Origin of the sequence: Streptomyces dengpaensis (assembly GCF_002946835.1) — a bacterium.
Classification (GTDB): Bacteria; Actinomycetota; Actinomycetes; order Streptomycetales; family Streptomycetaceae; genus Streptomyces; species Streptomyces dengpaensis.
In genome coordinates, this window is sequence record NZ_CP026652.1 from 3,883,033 (window position 1) to 3,897,382 (window position 14,350).

Below are 14,350 nucleotides of genomic sequence, written 5' to 3' on the forward strand. Positions count from 1 at the left end.
CCGCGAATGCGGAGCCGCATTCGGCGAGCGTCGCGACGTATTCAGCATCGACGTCGACGGCGCCTTCTCCAACTGGGATTGAACCCACAGGCCACCGTTGCGACGGCCGCTATCGCGGATGACCGACGAAATCCGGGGGAAACGCTTGGACTTGACGATGCCGGTGAACTTCAGCGTGGCTCCGCGGTGCCACCGCGGGTCCGTCCCTGGCCTGCGCAGCTCCTTCGCGAGCGCTTGCCCCGGACTTTGCCTGCCCTTTGAAACGGCTTCCCTGAGGGGAGTGAACCTGTCTCCCCGAGACACCGTCCTAGAGGGCGCAATGTCGCCGGATGCCTGAATGGCACCGGATTCAAGGTCTCTCGCGGAACCACGGGATGCGATGTCTGTCAGGGTGGATGGGGAAATGTCGGTCCAGGTTCCTGGTCGAACAGGCCGGACACGGCGCCTGCTCCACGGTCCGCGCCCCGAGGCCGTCCCCGCCCTGATCGCCAGAGCCTGCACGCTCGTCGGACTCCTGGACATCGCCGCCGGGGTCTTCCCGCACTTCCGGCGCAGCCGTATGCACGCCATCGCCGAGGTACTGCCCGGCGCGCTCGGCCCGTTCGCCGCCGCGCTGTCGCTCAGCGCCGGCGTACTTCTGCTGCTGCTCGCTCATGGGCTGCGCCGTCGCAAGCGCCGGGCATGGCGGGCCGCCGTCGCGTTGCTGCCGGCCGGTGCGGTCGCGCAGTTCACGTACCGCCACTCGATCACCGGTGTCGTCATCTCCGCGGCGCTGCTCGCGCCGCTGCTGCGCCACCGCGACGAATTCACGGCCCTGCCCGATCCGCGCAGCCGCTGGCGCGCGCTCGCCAACTTCGTTCTCATGGGCGCCGGTTCTCTGGCCCTCGGGCTCGTCATCGTCAGCGTCCACGCGAACCGCATGGTCGGCGACCCGAGCCTGGCCGACCGCCTGACCCACGTCCTGTACGGCCTGACCGGCTTCGAAGGGCCCGTCGACTACAGCGAGCCCAGCTCCTGGACGGTCGCCTTCTCGCTCGGCGCGCTCGGCCTGCTGACCGCCGTCACCACGATCTACCTGGCCTTCCGGCCCGAACACCCCGCCGCACGGCTCACGGAGGACGACGAGACCCGGCTGCGGGCCCTGCTGGAGAAGCATGGCGGCCGCGACTCCCTCGGCCACTTCGCCCTCCGCCGCGACAAGGCCGTCGTCTTCTCGCCCAGCGGCAAGGCGGCCGTCACCTACCGCGTCGTCTCCGGAGTGATGCTCGCCAGCGGCGACCCCATCGGCGACGTCGAGGCCTGGCCCGGAGCGATCGAGCGCTTCATGGACGAGGCCAGGGCGCACTCCTGGACGCCCGCCGTCATGGGCTGTTCCGAGACGGGCGGGGAGGTGTGGACCCGCGAGACCGGCCTGGACGCCCTCGAACTGGGTGACGAGGCGGTGGTGGATGTCGCGGATTTCTCCCTGGCCGGGCGCGCGATGCGCAACGTGCGCCAGATGGTCAAGCGCATCGAGAGGGCCGGTTACGAGACACGGGTACGACGCGTTCGTGACCTCGGCGAGGGCGAGTTGGACCGCATACGGCGCGCCGCGGAGGACTGGCGCGGCACGGACACCGAGCGCGGCTTCTCCATGGCGCTCGGCCGCATCGGCGACCCGGCCGACGGGGACTGCCTGATCGCCACCGCCCACAGAATCGACGGGGCGGCGCGATGGGGGTCCCCCCAGGCGTTCAGCTCTGGGGGAACGTCAGTCAGGGCAGTGATGGCCCCAGGCAGAGCGGTGGTGGCCCCCGGCAGGGCAGAGGCGGGTGACGGGTGGGCGGACGCCGGACCCGGCCCGTACGGCGACCTGAAGGCCGTCCTGCACTTCGTCCCGTGGGGCACGGACGGCGTGTCGCTCGACCTCATGCGACGCGACCGGTCGGCCGACGCCGGCATGAACGAACTCCTCATCGTGGCGGCACTCGAGGCGGCGCCCCGCCTCGGCATCAAGCGGGTCTCGCTCAACTTCGCGATGTTCCGCTCGGCGCTCGCCCGCGGCGAGAAGCTCGGCGCGGGGCCCGTACTGCGCATCTGGCGGGGCCTGCTGGTCTTCCTGTCCCGCTGGTTCCAGATCGAGTCCCTGTACAAGTTCAACGCCAAGTTCCGCCCCCGCTGGGAGCCCCGCTTCGTCGTCTACGCCTCCTCCCGCGACCTCCCGCGCATCGGCCTCGCCGCCCTGCAGGCGGAGGGCTTCGTGAACCTTGCGCTGCCGCGCGTGCTGCGACGCCGCGCGCCCGCACCGCGTCCGTGCGCGCACGCGGTGGCGGAGCGCGCGGTGAGGACGGCGTAGGCCCGGCCCCCCGGACAGGCTCCAGGCAAACAGGCCGCCGAGCGGCCGAGAAGCTCCCGCCGGAGGCGACCCGCGACCGCCGACCGACGGAAGCCGAACCCCGCCGTGGGCGAAACGGCCCCCCTCCAGAGGCCTAGGCTGGGCATATGAGCAATGAGCGCGGGCGTGGCCGAGTGGCGGGACTGCCGACATGGGACCGCTGCGCGGTCATGGGTGTGGTGAACGTAACCCCTGATTCCTTCTCCGACGGCGGCCGCTGGTTCGACACGACGGCCGCCGTCAAGCACGGCCTCGACCTGGTCGCCGAGGGCGCCGACCTCGTGGACGTCGGCGGCGAGTCCACCCGCCCCGGTGCCCCTCGCGTCGACGAGGCGGAAGAGCTCAAGCGCGTCATCCCGGTGGTCCGCGGCCTCGCCTCCGAGGGCGTCACCATCTCCGTGGACACCATGCGCGCGAGCGTCGCCGAGCAGTCGCTCGCCGCGGGCGCCGCCCTCGTCAACGATGTGAGCGGAGGCCTCGCCGACCCCGCGATGATCCCCGCCGTCGCGGCGGCCGGCGCTCCCTTCGTGGTGATGCACTGGCGCGGCTTCCTGCAGGGCGGGAACGTGCGGGGGACGTACGAGGACGTCGTCTCCGAAGTCGTCGACGAGCTGCACGCACGCGTGGAGGCCGTTCTGGCGGGCGGCATCGCCCCCGACCGGATCGTCGTCGACCCGGGCCTCGGCTTCTCCAAGGACTCCGAGCACGACCTGGCGCTGCTCGCCCACCTCGACCGCCTGCACGACCTCGGACACCCCCTGCTCGTCGCCGCGTCCCGCAAGCGGTTCCTGGGCCGCGTCCTGGCGGGCCCGGAAGGTTCCCCGCCGCCCGCGCGCGAGCGGGACGCCGCCACCGCCGCCGTCTCCGCGCTCGCCGCCCACCAGGGAGCCTGGGCCGTCCGCGTCCATGAGGTACGGGCCACCGCCGACGCCGTACGCGTCGCCCGGGCCGTCGAGGGCGCCCGCGACACGGGAACGCGGGCCGCAGAGGGAGCCCGGTGAGCGCCCCCCGCACCGACGTCGAGCAGGTCGAACGCGCCAACACGGCCTTCTACGAGGCGATGGAGCGGGGCGATTTCGAACTGCTGTCCGCGCTGTGGCTCGCCCCCTTGGACACGGCCGACGATGACATCGAGGGCGAGGGCGCGGTGATCTCCTGCGTCCACCCCGGCTGGCCCGTCCTGAACGGCCGCGGCGAGGTGCTGCGCTCGTACGCGCTGATCATGGCGAACACCGAGTACATCCAGTTCTTCCTCACCGACGTGCACGTCTCCGTGGCCGGCGACACCGCCCTTGTCACCTGTACCGAGAACATCCTCAGCGGCGGCCCTGCCCCTGACGACAGCGACGAGCTCGGCCCGCTCGTGGGCCAGCTGGTCGTCGCCACCAATGTGTTCCGTCGCACAGCCGACGGCTGGAAGCTCTGGACGCACCACGCCTCGCCCGTACTGACCGAGTCCGGCGAGGACGAGGACGAGGAAACTCCGGGCTGAGGCGTCGATACCTCCGGTCGAGTGGGTACGCGACGCACAGGAACCAAGAAGTGGTTGGAATCACGAGCCCCGGGGTATGGGCGGCTACCAACCCGTGAGCCGCCGCGTTCCCCAGGGGAAACGCCCGGTGAAGCCTGACGGCCTTCGCCCGGGCGCACGCCCCCGTGGGCGAGTGTTGTCCGTGCCCGCAGGTAGATTCGTTTGAGGCCGGTGTGCCGACCGCACTCGTCTCATGACGGCCGCTACCGACGATTGCAGGAGTGATTCGCGTGGATCGTGTCGCGCTGCGCGGCCTGAAGGCCCGCGGGTACCACGGCGTCTTCCAGAAGGAACGCGAGGAGGGCCAGACCTTCATCGTGGACCTGACGCTGGGCCTGGACACCCGGCCGGCCGCGGCCGACGACGACCTGACGAAGACCGTGCACTACGGCGTCGTGGCGGAGGAGGTCGTCGCCATCGTCGAGGGCGAGCCCGTCGACCTCATCGAGACGCTCGCCGAGCGCATCGCCCAGGTGTGCCTCAAGCACGAAGGAGTCCAGGAGGTCGAGGTCTGCGTACACAAACCGGACGCGCCGATCACGGTCCCCTTCGACGACGTGACCGTCACCATCACCCGGAGCCGAGTATGACCGCTTTCACCGAGGGACACAGCGACCCGACCGTACAACCGGTGCCCGCCTCCGTGGTGGAACGCGTGGACGCCGCCGACACGACCCTGCAGAACCCGAAGCGCGCGGTGATCTCCCTCGGCTCGAACCTGGGCAACCGCCTGGAGACGCTCCAGGGCGCCATCGACGCCCTGGAGGACACCCCCGGCCTCCGCGTCAAAGCGGTCTCCCCCGTCTACGAGACGGAGCCCTGGGGCGTCGAACCGGGCAGCCAGGCTGCTTACTTCAACGCGGTCGTGGTCCTCAAGACCACCCTCCCCCCGTCCTCGCTCCTGGAGCGGGCGCACGCGATCGAGGAGGCCTTCCACCGCGTACGCGACGAGCGCTGGGGCCCGCGCACGATCGACGTGGACATCGTGGCGTACGCCGATGTGATCTCCGACGACCCGGTCCTGACCCTCCCTCACCCCCGCGCCCACGAACGGGCTTTCGTGCTGGCCCCCTGGTACGACGTGGAACCCGAGGCCCAGCTTCCCGGCCGCGGCCCCGTGGCCGAGCTGCTCGTGGGGGTCACCCGCGAGGGCGTCACACCCCGCGCCGACCTGGAACTCCGGCTGCCCGAATAGTCGTTAAGGTCAAGACGGCCCGAGGCCGGACAACCGTCCGGCGGCGGGCATACCGAAGGGGCGACGTGGCTGTGTCTTCCCGGGGGGCAACCCCCGGCCCCCGGCCTCAAAGCCACGGGCCGGGACACGCAAGCGCGAGGGGAACTGAGTGAAAGAGCTGCGCATCAGGACGCTGGCCGTCGTGTTCGTCGTGGCAGGTGTGCTGTCCTGGGCGGGCGCCCGCCTGTGGAACGCGGTGGGCACGCTCCCCCGGGTCCCCATCGCCGCCCCCATCGTCCTGGCCCTGATCGCCGTCGTCCTCCTGGCGACGGCGCTCTCGCTGCGCGCCCGCCTCAAGGCCCAGCGCGAGCGCCGCCCCGGCGCCAAGGGCGTCGACCCGCTGATGGCGGCCCGCGCGGTCGTCTTCGGCCAGGCGAGCGCCCTGGTCGCCGCCCTGGTCGCCGGGATGTACGGCGGCGCGGGCGCGTTCCTCCTGGAATCCCTGGAGATCCCCACCCGCCGCGACCAGGCCATCTACGCCGGCTTCTCCGTCGTCGCCGGCATCGGCGTCATAGCGGCCGCCTTCTTCCTGGAGCGCGTCTGCAAGCTCCCGGAGGACGAGGACACCAACGGCGGCACGGCTCCCGTGGCCTAGGGGCCTGTCCGCCGGACAGGCCCCCAGGGCACGCGTGCGGCGTCAGCGCGCCATGATGAGGCTCATCGCCTCATTGCGGGTGGCAAGGTCCCGCAGCTGGCCGCGCACCGCCGACGTGATGGTCTTCGCCCCGGGCTTGCGCACTCCGCGCATCGACATGCACATGTGCTCGCACTCCACGACGACGATCACGCCACGCGGCTCCAGGATCTCCATGAGGGAGTCGGCGATCTGCGTGGTGAGCCGTTCCTGCACCTGAGGCCGCCGCGCGTAGACGTCCACGAGCCGGGCCAGCTTCGACAGGCCGGTGATCTTACCGTCGGTGGACGGGATGTACCCGACGTGGGCGACTCCGACGAACGGCACGAGGTGGTGTTCGCAGGAGCTCAGGACCTCGATGTCCTTTACCAGGACCATCTCGTCGTGCCCAAGGTCGAACGTCGTCGTGAGCACGTCCTCGGGCTTCTGCCACAGCCCCGAGAATATCTCCCTGTACGCCCGGGCCACGCGCCCCGGCGTCTCCTTGAGGCCCTCGCGGTCCGGGTCCTCTCCCACGGCGATGAGCAGCTCCCGAATGGCGTTCTCGGCGCGCTTCTCGTCGAACTCGCCGATCACACCTTCGCCGTCCAGCGTCACAGGGTCGGTCATCTGGTCCTCGTTCCTATGGATCCTGCGCGTGCCGGTCGACGCGTCCACAACGTACGGCCGAAAAACGCCGTGCCCCCCAGGCTAAAACCTGGGGGGCACGGCATTCATTCCGGGCCTGGTGAGGCCACCGGGAGCCGGGATCAGCTCTCGGCGCGATCCTCCGGGACCGCCTCCGCCGCCGGGACGGACTCCGTCGCGTTGGCGATGGCCGGCGTCGAGCCGTTCGCCCCGTTCGTCAGTGACAGCTCCTTGGGGGAGAGCACCGGCGGGCGGGTGGACGGGGTGCGGCGGGAGGAGCCGGTCCACGCGGGGCGGGCCGGGCGCTTGACGATGGGAGCGAAGATCTCGGCGATCTGCTCCTTGCTCAGCGTCTCCTTCTCCAGCAGCTGGAGCACCAGCTGATCGAGGACGTCGCGGTTCTCGACCAGGATTTCCCAGGCCTCGTTGTGCGCGTTCTCGATGAGCTTCTTGACCTCTTCGTCGACGAGCGCGGCGACCTCTTCCGAGTAGTCGCGCTGGTGAGCCATCTCACGTCCGAGGAAGGGCTCGGTGTTGTCGCCGCCGAACTTGATCGCGCCGAGACGCTCGGTCATGCCGTACTGCGTGACCATCGCGCGGGCCGTGGTGGTGGCCTTCTCGATGTCGTTCGCGGCACCCGTGGTCGGGTCGTGGAAGACGAGCTCCTCGGCCGCGCGGCCGCCCAGCATGTACGCGAGCTGGTCCAGCATCTCGTTGCGCGTCGTGGAGTACTTGTCCTCCTCCGGCAGGACCATCGTGTAGCCGAGGGCACGGCCACGCGACAGGATCGTGATCTTGTGGACCGGGTCGGAGTTCGGAGACGCCGCCGCGACCAGGGCGTGGCCGCCCTCGTGGTACGCGGTGATCTTCTTCTCCTTGTCCGACATGATCCGGGTCCGCTTCTGCGGGCCCGCGACCACGCGGTCGATCGCCTCGTCCAGCATGGAGTTGTCGATCAGCTTCTTGTCGCTGCGGGCGGTGAGCAGCGCGGCCTCGTTGAGGACGTTGCTCAGGTCCGCGCCGGTGAAGCCCGGCGTGCGCCGCGCGACGGCCGACAGGTCGACGTCCGGAGCGACCGGCTTGCCCTTCTGGTGGACCTTGAGGATCTCCAGACGGCCCTGCATGTCCGGGCGGTCGACCGCGATCTGGCGGTCGAAGCGGCCGGGGCGCAGGAGGGCCGGGTCGAGGATGTCGGGCCGGTTCGTGGCGGCGATCAGGATGACGCCGCCCTTCACGTCGAAGCCGTCCATCTCGACGAGCAGCTGGTTCAGCGTCTGCTCGCGCTCGTCGTGACCACCGCCGAGGCCGGCGCCGCGGTGGCGGCCGACCGCGTCGATCTCGTCGACGAAGACGATCGCCGGAGCGTTCGCCTTGGCCTGCTCGAACAGGTCACGGACTCGGGAGGCACCGACACCGACGAACATCTCGACGAAGTCGGAGCCGGAGATCGAGTAGAAGGGAACGCCGGCCTCGCCCGCGACGGCGCGCGCGAGCAGTGTCTTACCCGTTCCAGGTGGCCCGTACAGGAGCACGCCCTTGGGGATCTTCGCCCCGACGGCCTGGAACTTCGCCGGCTCCTCGAGGAACTCCTTGATCTCCTGGAGCTCCTCGACCGCCTCGTCCGAGCCCGCGACGTCCGAGAACGTCGTCTTCGGGGTGTCCTTGGTGATGAGCTTCGCCTTGGACTTCCCGAAGTTCATGACACGGGAGCCGCCGCCCTGCATCTGATTCATCAGGAACAGGAAGACGACGACGATGAGGACGAAGGGAAGCAGGGACAGCAGGATGCCCACGAAGGGGTTCTGCTTGGACGGCGAGACCGTGTAGCCGTCCGTGATCTGCTTGTTCTGGAACTTGTCCTGCAGTGTGTTGGCCAGGGCCGCGCCCTGGTCGCCGATGTAGCTCGCCTGGATCTTTGAGCTGCCGTCGACCTTCACACCGTCCTTGAGCGAGACCTTGATGATCTGCTCGTCGCCGGTGGTGAGCTTGGCCGACTCGACCTTGTTGTCATTGATCGCCTGGACGACCTGGCCGGTGTCCACCGTCTTGTAGCCGCCGGACGAACCGACGACCTGCATCAACACGACCACGGCAAGGACGGCCAGCACGATCCACATGACCGGCCCACGGAAGTATCGCTTCACGTCCATCCATACGGAGCGGTGCCGCCCCGTCCCTCCTGCCATAGTGAGTTTGATAAAGACTGTTCTTCGGACGGTACCCCAGCATTGTCACCCGAAGCCGCAGTGGACTGCTGGCAATCCCGCCTACGCATGCTCCAACGGCGCGAAACCCGCTGGGGTTCCCGAACGTCCTACCGGGACTGAGCCGCCCTCGGAAGGGCGGAGGCTCAGCCGCCGTAGACGTGAGGCGCGAGCGTACCGACGAACGGGAGGTTGCGGTACTTCTCGGCGTAGTCGAGGCCGTAGCCGACGACGAACTCGTTCGGGATGTCGAAGCCGACCCACTCCACGTCGATCGCGACCTTCGCCGCATCCGGCTTGCGCAGCAGCGTGCACACCTTGAGGGAGGCGGGCTCGCGGGAGCCGAGGTTGGAGATCAGCCAGGAGAGGGTCAGCCCGGAGTCGATGATGTCCTCGACGACGAGGACGTGCTTGCCCTTGATGTCGGTGTCGAGGTCCTTGAGGATCCGCACCACACCGGAGGACTGCGTGCCGGCGCCGTACGAGGACACGGCCATCCAGTCCATGGTGACCGGGGTGGACAGCGCACGCGCCAGGTCCGCCATGACCATGACGGCGCCCTTGAGAACCCCGACGATCAGCAGGTCCTTGCCCGCGTACTCCGCGTCGATCTTCGCGGCCAGCTCGGCCAGCTTCGCGTCGATCTCTTCCTTGGTGATGAGCACCGACTTGAGGTCGGTGCCCATGTCTTTCGCGTCCACCCGCATCACTTTCGGTCGTCCCACCGGCTGATCGCTCCCTCCCCGGAGGGGAGACCGGGCGCCTCCCTGAAGGGGCGCATTTCAGCCTTGCCGAATCACCAGTCTGCCACCCTGTCGCTGAGCGACGACTTTGCCGGGGAGATTGATGGCCCCCTGGCCGCGCCAGCCGGTGATCAGCCGGTCGATTTCTTCGATGTGACGGGCGAACAGCGAACCGGCCGGGGCGCCTGCCTCGATGGCGGCGCGGCGCAGGATGCGACGGCGTACGGCGGGGGGCAGCGCGTAGAGCTTGGCGCATTCCAGGAGGCCGGCCGCGTCGCGCACGGAGGCCTCGGCCTGGCTGGCCCACGCGTCGAGGGCGTCGGCGTCGTCGCGCGAGAGCTGGGCCGTACGGGCGAGTGCCTCGACGACGCCCTTGCCGAGCGCCTTCTCCAGGGCGGGCAGGCCCTCGTGGCGCAGCCGGGAGCGGGTGTAGGCCGGGTCGGCGTTGTGCGGGTCGTCCCAGACGGGCAGCGCCTGGACCATGCAGGCCTTGCGGGCGGTCTGCCGGTCCAGATGCAGGAAGGGGCGGCGGTAACGGCCGTCGGCCCCCGAGACCGCGGCCATTCCGGACAGGGAGCGGATGCCGGAGCCGCGGGCGAGGCCCAGCAGGACGGTTTCGGCTTGGTCGTCGCGGGTGTGGCCGAGCAGGATCGCGGCGGCGCCGTGGCGCTCGGCGGCGGCGTCCAGGGCTGCGTACCGGGCGTCGCGGGCGGCGGCCTCCGGACCGCCGTCGCGGCCGACGTCGACGGCGATGGACTCGGCCGGGGTCAGCCCCAGCTCGGTGAGGCGCAGCACGACTTCGTCGGCGCGCAGGTCGGAGCCGTCCTGAAGACCGTGGTCGACGGTGATGCCACCGGCGCGGATGCCGAGTTTGGGGGCTTCGAAGGCGAGGGCGGAGGCGAGCGCCATGGAGTCGGCGCCGCCGGAGCAGGCGACCAGGACGAGCGGCGGGGGCAGCTGCTCGTGCGGGGCCCTGGCCGGGGTGGTGCGCCGCGTACCGGGAGCGGGCACCCGCTCCGCGTCGGGGGCGAACCGGCGCGCGACACCGGCGGCGGGCGTGCGCGCGGTGTCGGGGGCGGGCGTGTGCTCGGAGAGGATGTCGTGGAGTACGCGGCGAACCGCCAGGCGTATCGCCGCGACCGCAGGATGGGGACCCATGTCCGGTTCCCTTCATGAAGTTTTCGGGGGGTGAGCCCGAGGTCGGTCACTCAGAGTGTGTAGATGGTGACAGAACCGGGCCGTTCCCCGAGCATTGCACGCCTACCCATGGCTCACGGTCCCTCGGACGGGTGATTGGAGGGGCGTTCGCCTGCCGTCGGCCGGATTCGTTTCACGACCTTCCCGTAGGGTTCACGACTCTGCTGTGCGGTGCACCCGCGCGACCCAGTCCGCCGGTTTGGAGATCTCCGCCTTGGTCGGGAGGGTGTTCGGGGAGGTCCACACGCGGTTGAACCCGTCCATGCCGGCCTGTTCGACGACCGACCGCACGAACCGCTCGCCGTCCCTGTACTGCCTGAGTTTGGCGTCCAAACCAAGCAGCTTGCGCAGGGCCATGTCCAGGCGGGAGGCCCCCTTGGCGCGGCGCTGCTGGAATTTCTCGCGGATCTCGCCCACGGACGGGACCACGGCGGGGCCCACTCCGTCCATGACGAAGTCCGCGTGGCCCTCCAGAAGGGACATCACGGCGGTCAGCCGGGCGAGGATCTCCCGCTGGGCGGGCGTCTGCACGATTTCCACGAGGGAGCGGCCGCCGTCGTCCTCCTCGGTGTCGGGGCGCGACCCCGCGAGGGACTGGGCGGCCTCCCTGATGCGCTCAAGGACGGTCATGGGGTCGACGTCGGTCTCCCCCAAGAACGACTGGATTTCGCCCTCCAGGTGGTCGCGCAGCCAGGGCACCGCCGTGAACTGGGTGCGGTGCGTCTCCTCATGCAGACACACCCACAGACGGAAGTCGTGCGGCTCCACGTCGAGTTCGCGCTCCACGTGCACGATGTTCGGCGCGACCAGCAGGAGCCTGCCTCCGCCGTTCGCCCCGGCGGGCAGTTCCCGGGTGGCCGGGGCGAAGGTCTCGTACTGCCCGAGGACCCGCGACGACAGGAACGACAGCAGCATGCCCAGCTCCACGCCGGTGACCTTGCCGCCGACGGCGCCGAGAACGGCTCCGCCCGGGGTGTTCCCCCGCCGCTCCTGCATCTTGTCGAGGAGGGGCTTGAGGATCTCCCGGAACCCGGCGACGTTCGCCCGCACCCAGCCGGGGCGGTCGACGACGAGTACGGGGGTGTCGTGCACGACGTCCTCGCCCATACGAGTAAAGCCCCGGACATGCTCCTCCGAGGCTTTCGCGTGCCGGCGCAGTTCCGCGACGACGGACCTGGCCTCGTCGCGGCTCACCTCGGGGCCCGGCCGCACGAGCCGGGTCGCGGTCGCCACCGCGAGATTCCAGTCGACCATCTCGGCACCACCGATGCTCGTCATGCGTCAACCGTACGTGAGCGTGTCCGGCTGCGGTTAGGGATACGAGGCCGGGGGCCCCTTGTCGTGAGGCTCGCGGTGTCCTTGGCACCCTCTGGGTCGACTGGGGCCGGGGCCTGTTCGGGCTGGCACCCGGCGCTGTCGGCTGTACCCACCCGTCCCGCCCTGCGGGACGACTGCCCACAGCGGTTGCGACCGGCGGGGTTACTGCCCACAGCAGTTGCGACTGGCGGGGTGACTGGCCACAGCAGTTGCGACTGGCGGGGTGACTGGCCACAGCAGTTGCGACTGGCGGGGTGACTGGCCACAGCAGTTGCGACTGGCGGGGTGACTGGCCACAGCAGTAAGCGGCGCGCCCAGCGCCCACAGCGGTACCTGCCCCGGTACCTACCTGCAGCCGCACGCCGCCAGTGCCGTTGCCGCGTGGTCCAGGGCTGCTCTTGCCTCCACGGTGTTCGGTGGGTCGGCCTCGTCGGATGCCAGGAAGGCGAAGGCCAGGAGGCGGCCGTCGGCGTTCACGACGGTGCCGGCGAGGGTGTTCACGCCGGTCAGCGTGCCGGTCTTGGCGCGGACCACACCGGTGGCGGCCGGGTCGTCGCTGTAGCGGGTGCTGAGGGTGCCGGTGAAGCCCGCGACGGGCAGACCGGTCAGGACCGGACGGAGTTCGGGGTGGGCCGGGTCGCCGGCCTTGGCCAGCAGCGCGGTGAGCAGGTCGGCCGAGAGCCGGTCGGCGCGGTTCAGGCCGCTGCCGTCCGCGAAGTTCGTGCCGGACAGCGGGAGTCCGAGCTTCTTCAGCTGCGCGTGCATCGCCTTCGCGTCACCCTCGAAACTGGGCTGCTCGCCGGAGGCGAGGGCGACCTGGCGGGCCAGGGCCTCCGCGATGTCGTTGTCGCTGTTGGTCAACATGCGCTCGACCAGGGCGGACAGAGGCGCCGAGGAGACCGAGGCGAGGGCCTCGGCGCGGTTCGTCGCCTTCGAGGGGCCGGGGTTCGTCGTCTTGATGCCCCTGTCGTGGAGCAGGTCGGCGAACTGACGGGCCGCGTCCGCGGCCGGGTCCGGGACCCGCGCGGCCGGTCCGCCGGTCGAGTCGTCGGAACGGCCCTCGTCGACCATCAGGGACGTGACCTGCGCGATGTTGTCGTTGACGCCGATGGGGTGCAGCGCGGGACCCGCGTACAGCGAGGTGTCGTACGAGAGCGTCACGCGGTCCATGTGACGGTCCTTCAGGGCGGTGGCAGTCCTGTCGGCGAGGGTGTGCAGGCTGGCCCAGCCGTCCGCGTCCTTCTCGGCGGTGAGTGTCGGGTCGCCGCCGCCGACGAGCACGACTTCCTTGGTGTCGGGCTCCAGGACCGTACGCGTCTTGATGCGGTGCTCGGGTCCCGTCGCCGAGAGCGCGGCGACGGCGGTGGCGATCTTGGTGGTGGAGGCCGGGATCTGGACCTCGTCCGCGCCCTTGCCGTACAGCCGCTTGCCGGTCGCCACGTCGACGACGACGGCGGTGCGGCGCGCGCCGAGGACGGCCGCCTTGTCCAGGAGCGGGTCGAGGACGTCCGCGAGGGCCTTCTCGGCGGGCGCGGGCACCGCGCTCGCCGAGCCGCCGACTCGGGCCAGGACGGAGGCCGCGCTGGGCGCGGGTTGGGGCTGGGCCGGCTTCTGGGACGTATCGGAGCGGCGTCCGTGATCTGCGCCACCCTCCCCTTCCTGCGATGCGGCCCAGTCGCGCTCCGCCGTACGCTGACCAGTGGAGTCCCAGGGACCGGCCGCGGCCACCGCCCCGGCCGCGAGCGCCAGGCCCACGGTGGCGGCGATGGCTGTGACCTGGGGAGTCGTGAGCCGCACGGAAGGCGGCCGTACGGCCTGAGTGATCCGCGCCACATGCGGTTTCACCGTCCGCGCGACCCGCACCACATGCGGTCTCGCGGCCCGCCAAGCCCTCAGCTCTGGCACGACCACCAGCCCCTTTCGCGATCACCCACCTGCGTGAGGGACACTTAACCACCAGAACTATGTGCTGATCATGGAGGAGCCACCGGTGGAGTTCGACGTCACGATCGAGATTCCGAAGGGTTCGCGGAACAAGTACGAGGTGGACCACGAGACCGGTCGGATCCGCCTGGACCGTCGACTCTTCACCTCGACCAGCTACCCGGCCGACTACGGCTTCGTCGAGAACACCCTCGGCGAGGACGGCGACCCGCTGGACGCGCTGGTCATCCTGGACGAGCCGACCTTCCCCGGCTGCCTCATCCAGTGCCGCGCGATCGGCATGTTCCGTATGACGGACGAGGCCGGCGGCGACGACAAGCTGCTGTGCGTCCCGGCGCACGACCCGCGTGTGGAGCACCTGCGCGACATCCACCACGTGTCGGAGTTCGACCGCCTGGAGATCCAGCACTTCTTCGAGGTCTACAAGGACCTGGAGCCCGGCAAGTCCGTCGAGGGCGCCGACTGGGTGGGCCGCACCGAGGCCGAGGCCGAGATCGAGCGTTCCTACAAGCGCTTCAAGGACCAGGGCGGTCACTGACCCCTCC

General features: G+C 70.3%; 13 protein-coding genes. 7 read left to right on the forward strand and 6 right to left on the reverse strand.

Going from position 1 to position 14,350, the window contains the following annotated elements; translation table 11 throughout:
- The first annotated feature begins 403 nt into the window (after positions 1 to 403).
- From C4B68_RS17775 to C4B68_RS17800, 6 genes are all read left to right on the forward strand, one after another.
- Entirely contained in the window at positions 404 to 2,335 is a 1,932-nt protein-coding gene (locus C4B68_RS17775) for a phosphatidylglycerol lysyltransferase domain-containing protein (RefSeq protein ID WP_099504903.1), read from the forward strand.
- A gap of 146 nt (positions 2,336 to 2,481) precedes the next feature.
- Positions 2,482 to 3,375, forward strand: a complete 894-nt coding sequence (gene folP / locus C4B68_RS17780) for a dihydropteroate synthase (RefSeq protein ID WP_099504904.1) — start codon at positions 2,482 to 2,484, stop codon at positions 3,373 to 3,375.
- Positions 3,372 to 3,866 (forward strand): nuclear transport factor 2 family protein, encoded by a 495-nt coding sequence (locus C4B68_RS17785; RefSeq protein ID WP_099504905.1) that lies wholly within the window; start codon positions 3,372 to 3,374, stop codon positions 3,864 to 3,866. The genes folP and C4B68_RS17785 overlap by 4 nt, the downstream gene beginning before the upstream one ends.
- 269 nt (positions 3,867 to 4,135) lie before the next feature.
- The gene (folB, locus tag C4B68_RS17790) at positions 4,136 to 4,495 is read left to right on the forward strand and encodes a dihydroneopterin aldolase (RefSeq protein ID WP_099504906.1); all 360 of its coding nucleotides are present in this window, start codon (positions 4,136 to 4,138) and stop codon (positions 4,493 to 4,495) included.
- Positions 4,492 to 5,100 (forward strand): 2-amino-4-hydroxy-6-hydroxymethyldihydropteridine diphosphokinase, encoded by a 609-nt coding sequence (folK, locus tag C4B68_RS17795; protein ID WP_099504907.1) that lies wholly within the window; start codon positions 4,492 to 4,494, stop codon positions 5,098 to 5,100. The genes folB and folK overlap by 4 nt, the downstream gene beginning before the upstream one ends.
- Positions 5,101 to 5,248: 148 nt before the next feature.
- Positions 5,249 to 5,734 (forward strand): DUF3180 domain-containing protein, encoded by a 486-nt coding sequence (locus C4B68_RS17800; protein ID WP_099504908.1) that lies wholly within the window; start codon positions 5,249 to 5,251, stop codon positions 5,732 to 5,734.
- Between the two features lie 42 nt (positions 5,735 to 5,776).
- Here C4B68_RS17800 and folE read toward each other — a convergent pair whose 3' ends face one another.
- From folE to dacB, 6 genes are all read right to left on the reverse strand, one after another.
- Positions 5,777 to 6,382: a GTP cyclohydrolase I FolE gene (folE, locus tag C4B68_RS17805; RefSeq protein WP_099504909.1), complete on the reverse strand. Its 606-nt coding sequence runs from the start codon at positions 6,380 to 6,382 to the stop codon at positions 5,777 to 5,779.
- A gap of 140 nt (positions 6,383 to 6,522) precedes the next feature.
- Positions 6,523 to 8,550: an ATP-dependent zinc metalloprotease FtsH gene (gene ftsH, locus C4B68_RS17810; RefSeq protein ID WP_099504910.1), complete on the reverse strand. Its 2,028-nt coding sequence runs from the start codon at positions 8,548 to 8,550 to the stop codon at positions 6,523 to 6,525.
- A 200-nt stretch (positions 8,551 to 8,750) separates the two neighbouring features.
- Complete coding sequence (gene hpt, locus C4B68_RS42465; RefSeq protein ID WP_099504911.1) at positions 8,751 to 9,311, reverse strand: hypoxanthine phosphoribosyltransferase; 561 nt, start codon at positions 9,309 to 9,311, stop codon at positions 8,751 to 8,753.
- A gap of 75 nt (positions 9,312 to 9,386) precedes the next feature.
- Positions 9,387 to 10,505, reverse strand: coding sequence for a tRNA lysidine(34) synthetase TilS (gene tilS, locus C4B68_RS42470; protein WP_099504912.1), 1,119 nt, complete (start codon positions 10,503 to 10,505; stop codon positions 9,387 to 9,389).
- Positions 10,506 to 10,697: 192 nt separating this feature from the next.
- Complete coding sequence (locus C4B68_RS17825) at positions 10,698 to 11,822, reverse strand: zinc-dependent metalloprotease (protein ID WP_099504913.1); 1,125 nt, start codon at positions 11,820 to 11,822, stop codon at positions 10,698 to 10,700.
- Positions 11,823 to 12,206: 384 nt separating this feature from the next.
- The gene (gene dacB / locus C4B68_RS17830) at positions 12,207 to 13,772 is read right to left on the reverse strand and encodes a D-alanyl-D-alanine carboxypeptidase/D-alanyl-D-alanine endopeptidase (RefSeq protein WP_099504914.1); all 1,566 of its coding nucleotides are present in this window, start codon (positions 13,770 to 13,772) and stop codon (positions 12,207 to 12,209) included.
- A 79-nt stretch (positions 13,773 to 13,851) separates the two neighbouring features.
- Here dacB and C4B68_RS17835 point away from each other — a divergent pair, with 79 nt between their 5' ends.
- Positions 13,852 to 14,343, forward strand: a complete 492-nt coding sequence (locus tag C4B68_RS17835; RefSeq protein ID WP_030599677.1) for an inorganic diphosphatase — start codon at positions 13,852 to 13,854, stop codon at positions 14,341 to 14,343.
- Positions 14,344 to 14,350: the final 7 nt, after the last annotated feature.

What these genes read in the sequence shown, in the direction of transcription:
- folE (WP_099504909.1), bottom strand. Translation starts at nt 6,382, where the DNA reads ATGACCGACCCTGTGACGCTGGACGGCGAAGGTGTGATCGGCGAGTTC.
- hpt (WP_099504911.1), bottom strand. Translation starts at nt 9,311, where the DNA reads ATGCGGGTGGACGCGAAAGACATGGGCACCGACCTCAAGTCGGTGCTC.
- C4B68_RS17825 (WP_099504913.1), bottom strand. Translation starts at nt 11,822, where the DNA reads ATGACGAGCATCGGTGGTGCCGAGATGGTCGACTGGAATCTCGCGGTG.
- C4B68_RS17775 (WP_099504903.1), top strand. Translation starts at nt 404, where the DNA reads ATGTCGGTCCAGGTTCCTGGTCGAACAGGCCGGACACGGCGCCTGCTC.
- ftsH (WP_099504910.1), bottom strand. Translation starts at nt 8,550, where the DNA reads ATGGACGTGAAGCGATACTTCCGTGGGCCGGTCATGTGGATCGTGCTG.
- tilS (WP_099504912.1), bottom strand. Translation starts at nt 10,505, where the DNA reads ATGGGTCCCCATCCTGCGGTCGCGGCGATACGCCTGGCGGTTCGCCGC.
- folK (WP_099504907.1), top strand. Translation starts at nt 4,492, where the DNA reads ATGACCGCTTTCACCGAGGGACACAGCGACCCGACCGTACAACCGGTG.
- folP (WP_099504904.1), top strand. Translation starts at nt 2,482, where the DNA reads ATGAGCAATGAGCGCGGGCGTGGCCGAGTGGCGGGACTGCCGACATGG.